12 protein-coding genes are annotated in these 11,782 nt (G+C 45.7%); 10 read left to right on the plus strand and 2 right to left on the minus strand.

Features of this window, described 5'->3' with window-relative positions; all coding sequences use genetic code 11:
• Window positions 1-37: 37 nt before the first annotated feature.
• From purM to ablB, 6 genes are all read left to right on the plus strand, one after another.
• The gene (gene purM, locus MHI23_RS03325) at window positions 38-1,078 is read left to right on the plus strand and encodes a phosphoribosylformylglycinamidine cyclo-ligase (RefSeq protein ID WP_342492282.1); all 1,041 of its coding nucleotides are present in this window, start codon (window positions 38-40) and stop codon (window positions 1,076-1,078) included.
• A complete protein-coding gene (gene purN, locus MHI23_RS03330) occupies window positions 1,075-1,644 on the plus strand; it encodes a phosphoribosylglycinamide formyltransferase (protein ID WP_095407892.1) in 570 nt (189 codons plus the stop codon). The genes purM and purN overlap by 4 nt, the downstream gene beginning before the upstream one ends.
• A gap of 15 nt (window positions 1,645-1,659) precedes the next feature.
• A complete protein-coding gene (gene purH / locus MHI23_RS03335) occupies window positions 1,660-3,198 on the plus strand; it encodes a bifunctional phosphoribosylaminoimidazolecarboxamide formyltransferase/IMP cyclohydrolase (RefSeq protein WP_025092624.1) in 1,539 nt (512 codons plus the stop codon).
• Window positions 3,199-3,210: 12 nt separating this feature from the next.
• Window positions 3,211-4,485, plus strand: a complete 1,275-nt coding sequence (purD, locus tag MHI23_RS03340) for a phosphoribosylamine--glycine ligase (RefSeq protein WP_103132270.1) — start codon at window positions 3,211-3,213, stop codon at window positions 4,483-4,485.
• A gap of 111 nt (window positions 4,486-4,596) precedes the next feature.
• Window positions 4,597-4,791 carry a hypothetical protein gene (locus MHI23_RS03345; RefSeq protein ID WP_125587212.1) on the plus strand — a complete coding sequence of 65 codons (195 nt, stop codon included), beginning with the start codon at window positions 4,597-4,599 and terminating at the stop codon, window positions 4,789-4,791.
• A 21-nt stretch (window positions 4,792-4,812) separates the two neighbouring features.
• On the plus strand, window positions 4,813-5,658 hold the full coding sequence (gene ablB / locus MHI23_RS03350; protein ID WP_125587213.1) for a putative beta-lysine N-acetyltransferase: 846 nt from the start codon (window positions 4,813-4,815) through the stop codon (window positions 5,656-5,658).
• On the opposite strand, the gene MHI23_RS03355 is transcribed toward ablB, so the two are convergent.
• Window positions 5,653-7,311, minus strand: coding sequence for a PucR family transcriptional regulator ligand-binding domain-containing protein (locus tag MHI23_RS03355; protein ID WP_342492283.1), 1,659 nt, complete (start codon window positions 7,309-7,311; stop codon window positions 5,653-5,655). The genes ablB and MHI23_RS03355 overlap by 6 nt on opposite strands.
• Before the next feature lie 191 nt (window positions 7,312-7,502).
• On the opposite strand from MHI23_RS03355, the gene MHI23_RS03360 reads away from it, so the two are divergent.
• The 4 genes from MHI23_RS03360 to MHI23_RS03375 are packed head-to-tail and all read left to right on the plus strand — an operon-like array spanning window position 7,503 to window position 11,487.
• Window positions 7,503-8,867, plus strand: coding sequence for an aspartate aminotransferase family protein (locus MHI23_RS03360; RefSeq protein WP_342492284.1), 1,365 nt, complete (start codon window positions 7,503-7,505; stop codon window positions 8,865-8,867).
• Between the two features lie 12 nt (window positions 8,868-8,879).
• On the plus strand, window positions 8,880-9,566 hold the full coding sequence (locus tag MHI23_RS03365; protein ID WP_268422441.1) for a CoA transferase subunit A: 687 nt from the start codon (window positions 8,880-8,882) through the stop codon (window positions 9,564-9,566).
• Window positions 9,542-10,207: a 3-oxoacid CoA-transferase subunit B gene (locus tag MHI23_RS03370; RefSeq protein ID WP_268422439.1), complete on the plus strand. Its 666-nt coding sequence runs from the start codon at window positions 9,542-9,544 to the stop codon at window positions 10,205-10,207. Before MHI23_RS03365 ends, MHI23_RS03370 begins: the two co-directional genes overlap by 25 nt.
• Before the next feature lie 14 nt (window positions 10,208-10,221).
• Window positions 10,222-11,487 carry a peptidase gene (locus tag MHI23_RS03375; RefSeq protein WP_073204129.1) on the plus strand — a complete coding sequence of 422 codons (1,266 nt, stop codon included), beginning with the start codon at window positions 10,222-10,224 and terminating at the stop codon, window positions 11,485-11,487.
• A gap of 32 nt (window positions 11,488-11,519) precedes the next feature.
• On the opposite strand, the gene MHI23_RS03380 is transcribed toward MHI23_RS03375, so the two are convergent.
• Window positions 11,520-11,741 (minus strand): DUF2892 domain-containing protein, encoded by a 222-nt coding sequence (locus tag MHI23_RS03380; protein WP_024424522.1) that lies wholly within the window; start codon window positions 11,739-11,741, stop codon window positions 11,520-11,522.
• Window positions 11,742-11,782: the final 41 nt, after the last annotated feature.

The following is an 11,782-nucleotide window of genomic DNA, read 5'->3' on the forward strand; positions in this document are numbered from 1 at the left end:
ATAAATGGAAGAGAAGCAGCTAAAAGGAGTGAATGGGATGTCAGAAGCATATAAAAACGCCGGTGTCGACATCGAAGCAGGATACGAAGCCGTCAAACGAATGAAAACACACGTAGAACGTACAAAAAGAGCAGGCGTCATGGGTGCTCTAGGCGGATTTGGCGGTATGTTTGATTTATCTGAGCTGCCATACAAAAAGCCCGTTCTTGTCTCAGGAACAGATGGTGTCGGAACAAAATTAAAGCTTGCCTTTTTAATGGATCAACACGATACGATCGGTGTTGATGCCGTGGCAATGTGTGTGAACGATGTGCTGGCACAAGGGGCAGAGCCGCTCTTTTTCTTAGATTACTTAGCAGTTGGAAAAGCAGATCCGATAAAAATTGAATCAATCGTCAAAGGTGTGGCTGACGGCTGTGAGCAGTCTGGTTCAGCGCTTGTCGGCGGAGAAACAGCAGAAATGCCGGGTCTTTACACAGAAGATGAATATGATATTGCTGGTTTTTCAGTAGGCGTCGTTGAAAAGGATGAAATCGTGACAGGAGAGAGCATCAAAGAGGGGCACTTGCTTATCGGACTCAGCTCAAGCGGAATTCATAGCAATGGGTACTCTCTCGTTCGTAAAGTATTGCTGGAAGACGCTGGTCTGGATCTACATCAAACGTATGAACCTTTTACAAGACCGCTTGGAGAAGAGCTTCTTGAACCGACCAAAATTTATGTGAAGCCTGTTCTCAAACAAGTGAAAGCCGGCAAGATTGACGGCATGGCACATGTGACAGGCGGCGGCTTTATTGAAAATTTACCGCGTATGCTGCCTGAAGGGCTTGGCGTTGAGGTTGATAACGGCTCATGGCCAGTACCGCCAATTTTCTCCTTTATTCAAGAAAAAGGACAGTTAAAGGCAGAAGAAATGTTCAACGTGTTTAATATGGGCATTGGTTTTGTCTTAGCGGTAAAAGAAGATGACCTTGTCGAAGTGATCAGAGGACTTGAAGAAGACGGAGAGAAAGCATTTCTCATCGGCCGTGTTCAAAAAGGAGAAGGTGTCACATTCGGCGGTGGAAGCCTCTCATGAAGAAGTTTGCGATCTTCGCCTCTGGAAGCGGGACGAATTTTCAAGCCATTATTGATACATTAAAAAAAGAACAGTGGCAGGCAGAGGCCGCCATTGTGATTTGTGATAAACCGGGTGCAAAGGTGCTGGAGCGTGCTGAGAAAGAGGGCATTCCCTCCTTTGCCTTTACCCCGAAGGCTTTTCCGAATAAAGCCGCTTTTGAACAAACGATCATTGAACAGCTTAGGCTGCATGAAGTGGAATGGATTTTCCTTGCTGGGTATATGAGACTGATTGGTCCGACATTACTTGAAGCATTCAGAGGGAAAATTGTCAATATCCACCCGTCCTTGCTGCCAGCCTTCCCAGGGCTGGATGCCATTGGACAAGCCTATCAAGCAGGCGTCAAAGTGGCGGGCATCACCGTCCATTTTGTCGATGAAGGCATGGATACAGGTCCGATCATTGACCAAGCGTCGATTTACATCGAACAAGGGGAAGAGCTTGAATCGATTGAAAAAAGAATGCATGAACTAGAACACACACTATATCCAAAAGTGATCAAATCACTTTTAGAATTATCTTAATGAGGTGACGAAGGCATGACGATCAAACGCGCATTAATCAGTGTTTCCGATAAAACGAATCTTGTACCTTTTGTGAAAGAATTAACAGAACTTGGCGTTGAAGTGATTTCAACTGGAGGTACACATAAGCTTCTTCAAGAGAACGGCATTGATGTCATTGGAATTTCAGAAGTCACTGGATTCCCTGAAATCATGGACGGACGACTCAAAACACTTCACCCGAACATTCATGGCGGGCTTTTAGCAGTGAGAGAAAACGATGAGCATATGGCACAGATTGAGAAGCATGGCATTCAGCCGATTGATCTTGTTGTCGTGAATCTCTATCCATTCAAAGAGACGATCTCAAAAGACGATGTGACGTATGAAGAAGCGATTGAAAACATTGATATTGGCGGACCGGGAATGCTTCGTGCAGCATCAAAAAACCACCAAGACGTCACAGTAATTGTCGATCCTCGTGACTATGATACAGTCATCCAGCAAATCAAAGAAGGCGGCGTGTCACTCGAGAAAAAACGTGAGCTCGCTGCAAAGGTATTCCGTCATACGGCTGCATACGATGCTCTGATTGCGGATTACTTAACAAACTTTGTGGGCGAAACAGAGCCAGAACAGTTCACTGTCACGTTTGAGAAAAAACAATCCCTTCGTTATGGAGAAAACCCGCACCAAGCGGCGACTTTCTATGAAAATGCTCTTCCAGCCAAAGGTTCTTTGGCTACTGCAAAGCAATTACATGGAAAAGAACTTTCCTACAACAATATCAAAGATGCAGATGCCGCTCTTCAAATTGTACGTGAATTCACGGAGCCAGCAGCTGTTGCTGTGAAGCATATGAACCCGTGCGGCGTTGGTACAGGAGAAACAATTGCAGAAGCATTTGACAGAGCATTCAAAGCAGATGAGACGTCTATTTTTGGCGGCATTGTGGCACTTAACCGTGAAGTAGACAAACAAACGGCTGAGGTGCTGCATACGATTTTCTTAGAAATTGTCATCGCCCCATCGTTCAGCCAAGAAGCACTTGACGTGTTAACAGCGAAAAAGAATCTTCGTCTATTAACATTAGATGTAGAAGCAGATCTTGGGAAAAAAGAAAAACAGCTGACAAGTGTTCATGGCGGACTGCTTGTTCAGGATATTGACACGTACGGCTTAGAGGAAGCAACGATTTCTATTCCAACGAAAAGAGAACCAACAGAAGACGAATGGAAAGACTTAAAGCTTGCTTGGAAAGTAGTCAAGCATGTGAAATCAAATGCTATTGTCCTTGCGAAAGATCAAATGACAGCAGGAATCGGTGCTGGTCAAATGAACCGCGTGGGCTCAGCTAACATTGCAATTGAGCAAGCTGGTGAAAAGGCAAAAGGAAGCGCACTAGGCTCTGATGCATTCTTCCCAATGGGCGATACAGTGGAAGCTGCTGCAAAGGCAGGCGTCACAGCGATCATTCAGCCAGGCGGATCTATTCGTGATGAAGAATCGATTCAAAAAGCAGATGAATACGGCATCGCCATGGTCTTCACTGGCGTTAGACATTTCAAACATTAAGGGGATGACAGTGTGAACGTATTAATTATCGGCAGAGGCGGAAGAGAGCATACCATCGCATGGAAAGTGAATCAAAGTGAACTTGTCAGCCAAGTATTTGTCGCACCCGGCAATGATGGAATGACAGATGCTGCGAAGCTTGTACCAATCGACGAAGGCGATCATGAGTCATTAATTCATTTTGCAAAAGAAAACGAAATCGGCTTAACCATTGTCGGTCCAGAGGTCCCTTTAATCGCAGGTATCGTTGATGCATTTGAAGAAGCAGGTCTAAAAGTATTTGGACCGAATGCAAAAGCTGCGGTCATTGAAGGCTCAAAGGAATTTGCAAAAGACTTAATGAAGAACTACGATATCCCAACAGCCGCTTACGCTGCCTTTACATCGTTTGAAGAAGCAAAAGCATATGTGGAAGAAAAGGGTGCGCCGATTGTCATTAAAGCAGACGGGCTTGCCGCAGGGAAAGGCGTCACAGTGGCCATGACGCTCGAAGAGGCGGTCGATTGTCTGCATGATTTCTTAGAGGATGAAAAGTTTGGCGATGCAAGTGCATCTGTTGTCATCGAAGAATTTTTAACAGGCGAAGAATTTTCACTCATGGCCTTTGTCAACGGAGAAAAGGTGTACCCGATGGTGATTGCGCAAGATCACAAACGTGCCTTTGAAGATGACAAAGGGCCGAACACTGGCGGAATGGGCGCTTATTCACCAGTTCCGCAAATTTCAGATGAAGTGGTTCAGAAAGCCGTGGAAGATGTTGTGAAACCGGCAGCTCGCGCGATGGTGCAGGAAGGGCGTCCATTTACAGGCATTTTATATGCAGGTTTAATGCTGACACCAGAAGGCTCAAAGGTGATTGAATTCAATGCACGCTTTGGCGACCCTGAAACGCAGGTGGTTCTCCCTCGTCTTGAATCAGATTTAGTCCAAGTATTCCTCGATATTCTTGATGGAAAAGATGTGGACTTACAGTGGAAAGACACTGCGGCTGTCAGTGTGGTTCTTGCATCAGAAGGATACCCAGAAGACTATGCAAAAGGCACACCGATCGGTGCCTTGCAAACGACTGTCTCTGATGTCGTGACCTTCCATGCAGGAACAAAAAAAGAAAACGATCAATTCGTCACAAATGGCGGACGTGTAGCGAATGTGACCGCATTTGACGACACATTTGAAGCGGCAAGATCAAGAGTGTATGAAGCGGTTGAAGAAATCATACAGCCAGGTCTATTTTATCGCCGTGACATCGGTGCCCGTGCACTGAAGGCTGCGGGGAAAAACGTTTAATCAAAACACCTTTCTATCTGATGAGATGGAAAGGTGTTTTTTGTTCATGAGAAGGGATGATGCTCGAATATGAAGAAGTAGTATGGGATGACGAGTTTATGAGGAGGCAGCATGGTCATTCAAGGAATTATTCTATTTGCAATCGTGTTACTTATTTTATTTATACTGTTCTCAAATCTCATCATGTATGAAGCGAGAAAGCAAAACAAAGCCAAAAAAGACTCAGCCATTCGGTATATGATCATGTCGATTTTTTCTGGTATCGTCATTGTTTCATTTTCCATTTGGATTTTTTTTATTAGCTGATTTATAAGAGAGGATGAGTATATGGTGCAATTGAAGGAACTTGCGAACGAGCGTTTTTCTGCCTCGATCTGTATTGATTCATTTAATGAGCGAATCCGTTTGGATGACTACAGCGGCAAGGTGCGGGATGTGATTCAGTCGGTTCTTAAGGAAGCGGCAGACTGCAAGGCTTCTAAGGTCATTGTGAAAGTCAGGCGTGAGCATATGTCTCTTTTTTTAGAAAAAGGCTTTCGGCTTGAAGGCGTGTTTTCTCATTATTTTCTTGGAAGTGATGCGTACGGCATGTCGCTCTTTCTGACGGAGGATCGGATGAACAGCCTGTATTGGCTGAAGGAAGATGAAATTGTTGCGTCTATTCAGGAAAAGCCTCTCAAAAAAGACCAAGGCACGTGGCAGGATGAGTTTGTGATGAGGAAAGCAGATACGCAGGATATTCACAAGCTGGCAAAGCTCTATGATACCGTTTTTGAAACGTATCCTACGCCAATGAATGAGCCAGATTACATCCAAAAGGTGATGGAGGAAGGGACCGTCTTTTATGCCGTTGAACATGACGGTCACATTGTGAGTGCAGCATCCGCTGAAATCAATGCGCCGTATGGTCATGCGGAATTAACAGATTGTGCGACCCTTCCATCATACAGAAAACTAGGATTCATGCATCATTTGATTCTAGCACTCGAAAAAGAACTTCAATCCATGCACATCTATGTCTTTTATTCTCTCGCACGTGCACTGTCCTATGGAATGAACCAAGTGTTTTATCAGCTCGGCTATACGTATACCGGGCGTTTCCAAAACAACTGCTATATTTTTGACAAAATTGAAGATATGAATCTATGGGTGAAAACGCCGAATGAATCATGAAATGGTTCTCATCTGATCAAGCAGACCAGATAAGCGGTACGCCATGATACTGAGCTGCAGCTTCATCCGATCATCTGTGGATTTGAGGCTGCAGCCTGTTCTCGTTTCAATTTGTTTCAGCCGGTAGCTTAATGTATGTCTGTGAATAAACAATTCTCCCGCAGATTTTTGAATATTTTCATTGTGTGCCAAATACACTTCGAGTGTATGGATCAGGTCAGCGCCCTGTTTTTTCGTATAAAGCAAGGGACTTAACAGCTCCACGTAAAAGTCATGCAAATTCATACCCGCTTCATTCATTTCAAGCAGCATCCCGTATAAGCCGAGCTTTTGATAATGAATGATGCATTCGTCTGTCTTTAAAAGCGGAAGAAGCCTTGCTGCATACTGCGCTTCCTTCGCGCTTTTTGAAAAGAGACCGATCTGGTCATAGGCTCTCCCAATGCCAATCACAATCGGGTGGATGGGAAAAAAATAAGACCAAGTGCTCCGGCACTCTTCTGCTGCACGATACCACTCCGCTTCTTGAAAGGCTTTTTTTCCTGCTGGTGTAAGAACAAAAATGGAATCGAGCCTTGTCTTAAGTAAAAAAGGAATATGTCTGCGTTCAAATATCGACGTGAGTAATTGAGATAGGCGCTGCATCATTTGGTGATCGAGCTGTGTGTGCTGATGCTGAAATTGAAAGTAGATGACCACCTGCTCATCGCTCATATCGTATTGCAGATTTGTTGCCTGTTCGACCACATAGCTTTCTTCTGTATATTGCTGCTGCAAAATATCATCTAACAAATGACCTTGCATTTGGTTTTCTGTATCTTGAATGGCTTTTTGCTTCAGCCATTCAATCGCATACACCGCCCCGGCATGCTCGATGGCAATCGCGTCGAGATGATGCCACGCATCCTTTTTCTTTAAAGATACAATAAATCCGAAAATATCGCCCATCGCAATCACCGGACATGCAGCGAGGACAAACGCACCGCACGTGTCATAAACGAGCCTTCCTTTCTCCTCAGCCTGCTTGAGAAGAGGCGTCGTTTCGATTGGTTCATGATCTGTCAAAAAGCCAAAAGCAGGAGAGTACGTCACTTCATCTTTGATGAGATGAGCTGCTGTTTGCTGTAAAAAAACATCAAGCACAACGATGTTCGCCGAAGTGAGATGTGCCAGCTCATCTGTAATTTGTGTGACATTTTTATTGCTGACATTTAAATGGGTTAGTCTTTGGTGAATGGCTGAAGAATATTTAAGCTGATGGAGCTGGCTGCTGACGATTTGCTCTAGGACGGCTTTTGTAATGTCTGAGAAGTTGACATGTGAAGGAATCTCGATGAGTGGAATGCCGCTGTTTTTGGCAGCTTCGATCAGTGATGCCGGAATTTCCGTTAAGTATACGCCTTTATAAATCGCAATGGCCGATAGACGTTGAGATTGAATCAGCTCCTCAAGCCGGGTGCGCCTTTCCTGATTGTCTGCAAGTCCAAAGCCGGTTGTGACGAGCAGTTCCCCTTCTGAAAGCCTTGAAGTATCTTCGATAATTTCCACGATGGTCACCCACTGAATGAGGCGGTCTAGTCCATTTTCCCCAGCAAGCAGCTTTGTTTCCTTCATGATATCGAGCGAGAGTGCATCTTTGACGAGAATCGCCATAGACTCATGACCTCCTTTTGAACACTCTTATACACGATGTATAAAAAATGCGTGTGAAATTCGGGCATGTGGCGAATGGAGGATGACTGCCCTCTTGATTAAGCTAATCTTATAACAAGTATACAAAATTTTCTTGCGATTCATGAAAAAAGAAAGATGCAGCTGCTGACGAGAGAGGGAGGAATGACAAAGTGGAGACCCGGGATTACTTAATCAAACCGATGTTGAATCAGCATTATCCTGTGGCTGTGAAAGGAGAGGGGATTTATTTATATGATCGGGACGGGAAAAAATATTTAGACGGCTCATCTGGTGCTGTCACGGCGAGTATTGGACATGGCATACGGGACATCATTGATGCCATGACAGAGCAAGCGGAAAAGGTGAGCTTTACGTACAGATCACAATTCACAAATGAACCAGCAGAAGAACTTGCCTATGAATTGAGTACGCTCTGCCCAGGGAACCTGAACTGGTCTTTTTTTGTCGGAAGCGGATCAGAGGCAACAGAGACCGCCATGAAAATTGCCATTCAGCATTGGCAGGAGCAGGGGAAGGCTGAGAAGAATCACATCATCTCAAGATGGATGAGTTATCACGGCATCACACTCGGTGCGCTGTCGATGTCAGGACATATTGCAAGGAGAGAGCGCTTTGAACCACTGCTCGAAAAACACCCGGTGCTGTCTTCGCCATACAGCTATCGTTCGTGGCTGCCAAAGGAAGAAAGCAAGCAGGTCGAATGGTATGTACAGGAATTTAAAACCGTCATCCAGCGTATAGGAAAAGAGAGGATTGCGGCTTTTATTGCAGAGCCGATTGTTGGAGCAGCGGGCGCGGCGCTTGTTCCGCCAGATGGATATTTTCAGGCGATGAAGCGAGTTTGTGAGGAAAACGATATTTTAATGATTGCAGATGAAGTCATGACAGGCTTTGGACGAACTGGGAAAATGTTTGCCATGGAACATTGGGGCGTCGTACCAGATATTATGGTACTCGGAAAAGGCATGAGCGCCGGCTATTCACCGATTGCGGCAGCTGTCTCAGCGGATCATGTGATTGCACCGATTCTCAGCGGTTCGGGCTCTGTGATGGCAGGCCACACTTATAGCGGCAATCCGCTTTCAGCAGCCGTCTCACTGGCTGTCATTCGATATATGAAAAAACACCAGCTTTCAGAACGAGCTGATCTGTCTGGCCGATATTTAATGAATGCTTTAAAGAATTTGCAAACAAATCATTCCATCATAGGAGATGTGAGAGGAAAGGGACTGCTCATTGGCATTGAATTTGTCGCAGACCGATTATCGAAAACACCATTTCCTGCCCATGCTCAAATGACACATTTAGTTGTGGAGACGGCCAAACAAAATGGTTTGCTTGTTTACCCAGCAAGCGCTGGAGAGGATGGCGTAGGAGGTGCAGCGGTCATGATCGCACCGCCGCTTTCTATTACGCAGCAGGAGATGGATGAACTGATTCATTTATTCGGGCAGACAATGACGCAGGTCGAGCAAGAAGTCATCAATCGAGGGTTTTTCCCATCTGCCATGTAGGGAGGAAAGAGGATGAACAAAACAGCGAGTCTTGATGAAGTGATCACCCATTTTAAGGACGGAATGACCATTATGTTTGGCGGGTTTGGCGGTGTAGGCTCCCCGCCATCATTGATCAATGCCATCCTAGAAGCCAATATCAAAGACCTGACATTGATCGGAAATGATGCAGGCTTCCCGCAAATCGGTGTTGGCAGGCTGATCACAGAAGGAAGAGTGAAGAAAATCATTGCCTCTCATATTGGCTCAAATCCAATTGCCGGGCAGAAAATGCAGGCAGGTACACTAGACGTTCTTTTTTACCCGCAGGGCATTCTAGTAGAAAAGATCAGGGCAGGCGGCATGGGTTTAGCGGGCATTGTGACAGATGTCGGCATGGATAGCCTCAATCTTGATGAGAAACAATTGGTTCAGCTGGATGGAAAGAAGTATATTCTTGAGCCTGCACTGACTGCGGATATCGCGATTGTGAATGCCCTCAAAGCAGATGAAGCAGGCAACCTGATTTTTGATAAAAGTGCACGGAATACAAACCCGATTGTGGCGATGGCAGGAGACTGGACCATTGCGGAAGTAGAAGAGATTGTGCCTGTGGGCGGGCTTCATCCAGAGGAAATCGTCACGCCAGGCGTATTTGTGAACCAGATCGTGCAATCAAAAGGAGTGAACTGGACATGGGCATGGGAGACATCGATTTAAGACACCGCATAGCCAAACGCGCGGCACAGGAAATTGAAGATGGCATGATTGTGAATCTTGGGATCGGCATCCCAACCCTTGCGGCTGATTACATTCCAGCGCATTACAACGTTTGGCTGCATGCAGAAAACGGCATTATGGGGGCAGGCGCTTCACCAGTACGAGGGGAAGAAGATCCGAATTTGTGCAATGCCGGGGGTTTTCCCATTACGTTAACAAAAGGCGGATCATATATGGACAGCACAACTGCTTTTGGCATCATTCGCAAAGGGATGCTGGATATGACCATTTTAGGTGCACTTGAAGTCAGCAGTCATGGGGATCTTGCCAATTGGATTGTGCCAGGGAAACGAGTGCCGGGTATGGGTGGAGCCATTGAACTTGCGCAAAAAGCGAAAAAGGTGGTGGTTGTGATGAGCCACCTTGATAAACATGGACAATCTAAGATAAAAGCAGCCTGCACGCTGCCCTTAACTGCTAAGTCTTGTGTAGATCTGATTATTACGGATATGGCAGTCATTGAGGTCAAATCACAGCTGCTCATTTTGCGTGAAGTCATGCCGCCGTTTCAGCCGGAAGATGTCATGAGGGCGACAGAGGCGCCGCTCATTTTAGCGCCTGATGTCAAATCTGTTGTGTAGAAAGGATGACCGACTTGCAGCCAACCACACGTATCAGAAACTGGATGAAAGAGCATAAGGAGGAAGCCGTGACGCTTCTTCAGCAAATGGTGCAATGTGACAGCACACAAGGAAATGAGCAAGAAGTACAGCAAATCGTAGCAAATAAACTTTCTGCCATTGGCTTTGATGTTGACGTATGGGACATTGGCGGGGATGACTTGCTGAACCACCCGTATTTTTATTCCCCGAGGCGTTCCTTTAAAGGGAGTCCCAATGTCGCCGGACGATTGAAAGGTAAAGGCGGCGGCAAATCTATTTTATTAAATGGGCATGTCGATGTTGTCCCGGCAGGTGATCACAAACAATGGACATATCCGCCCTACAGCGGGCATATCATAAACGGGAGACTTTATGGACGCGGGGCAACAGATATGAAAGGTGGAAACGTTTCTTTACTCTTTGCACTTGAAGCACTGCATGCGCTTCAGATTCCGCTGAAGGGAGATGTCGTGTTTCATAGTGTTGTCGAAGAAGAGAGCGGCGGCGCAGGCACCCTTGCAGCCATACTGAGAGGATATACAGCAGATGCAGCCATCATTCCAGAGCCAAGTCATATGAAAATCTTTCCGATTCAGCAAGGATCTAAATGGTTCAGACTGCATATTAAAGGAAGGGCTGCTCATGGCGGAACAAGATATCACGGCGTTTCTGCTATTGAAAAGAGCACGATAGTCCTTTCACATATAGCGGCACTTGAAGAAGAAAGAAATCAGCGAATCACTGAGCCGCTGTTTCAGCATATCCCAATCCCGATCCCAATCAATATCGGGAAAATTCAAGGCGGTGATTGGCCATCCTCCGTAGCAGACCTTGTCACAATGGAAGGCAGGCTCGGGGTGATGCCGGGTGAAACGGTAGAACAGGCAGAGAAGGAATTAGAAAATTGGATGGCAGGACTCGGAGAAAAAGATGAATGGTTTCAAGAGCATCCTGTTGAGGTCGAATGGTTTGGTGCAAGATGGCTTCCGGGTTCAATCGATACAGATCATCCGCTTTTAGGTTTATTGAAGGAACAATATGAAGCGGTCATGAAGCAGCCGCCGAAGATCGAAGCCGCCCCTTGGGGAACGGACGGCGGATTACTGTCACAGGCGGCTGGTATTCCGATCATCGTGTTTGGACCTGGAACAACGGAGCTTGCCCATTTTCCGAATGAATCCATCGACATTGAGCATGTGATTGAAGCAGCAGAAATTATTGCAGGTACAATAGTAGAATGGTGTGAAGCAGCGGAATGAGATGAAAATGATCACAAAAAAAGAAGGCTGCCTTACTCAGCCTTCTCTTTATGTGTGTCCTGCTGCTCACACATATATGTCACTGGACAAAAACGAAGAATGCCAGATCCTAGTTTCATACCGCCAAACATGATGCCCAAAAGCAGCATTTTACTCCATGGTTTTCTAGCATATAAGGATCCAGCCACAGTACATATTGTCATTCCGCAGGCAATTCTAATGAGAGCTTCCATTAAGCCGAGATTAGGTTTCATTGAAGGTGAATCTCCTTTTTTAAATTATTTTAAGTGTGATT

The organism is Bacillus sp. FSL M7-0003 (genome assembly GCF_038628485.1).
GTDB lineage: Bacteria > Bacillota > Bacilli > Bacillales > Bacillaceae > Bacillus > Bacillus safensis.

Bases quoted from the DNA above. Each gene is read 5' to 3' on its own strand.
- MHI23_RS03355 (WP_342492283.1), bottom strand. From the start codon at position 7,311: ATGGCGATTCTCGTCAAAGATGCACTCTCGCTCGATATCATGAAGGAA.
- purH (WP_025092624.1), top strand. From the start codon at position 1,660: ATGACGATCAAACGCGCATTAATCAGTGTTTCCGATAAAACGAATCTT.
- purN (WP_095407892.1), top strand. From the start codon at position 1,075: ATGAAGAAGTTTGCGATCTTCGCCTCTGGAAGCGGGACGAATTTTCAA.
- purM (WP_342492282.1), top strand. From the start codon at position 38: ATGTCAGAAGCATATAAAAACGCCGGTGTCGACATCGAAGCAGGATAC.
- MHI23_RS03370 (WP_268422439.1), top strand. From the start codon at position 9,542: ATGGGCATGGGAGACATCGATTTAAGACACCGCATAGCCAAACGCGCG.
- ablB (WP_125587213.1), top strand. From the start codon at position 4,813: ATGGTGCAATTGAAGGAACTTGCGAACGAGCGTTTTTCTGCCTCGATC.
- MHI23_RS03380 (WP_024424522.1), bottom strand. From the start codon at position 11,741: ATGAAACCTAATCTCGGCTTAATGGAAGCTCTCATTAGAATTGCCTGC.
- MHI23_RS03365 (WP_268422441.1), top strand. From the start codon at position 8,880: ATGAACAAAACAGCGAGTCTTGATGAAGTGATCACCCATTTTAAGGAC.
- MHI23_RS03345 (WP_125587212.1), top strand. From the start codon at position 4,597: ATGGTCATTCAAGGAATTATTCTATTTGCAATCGTGTTACTTATTTTA.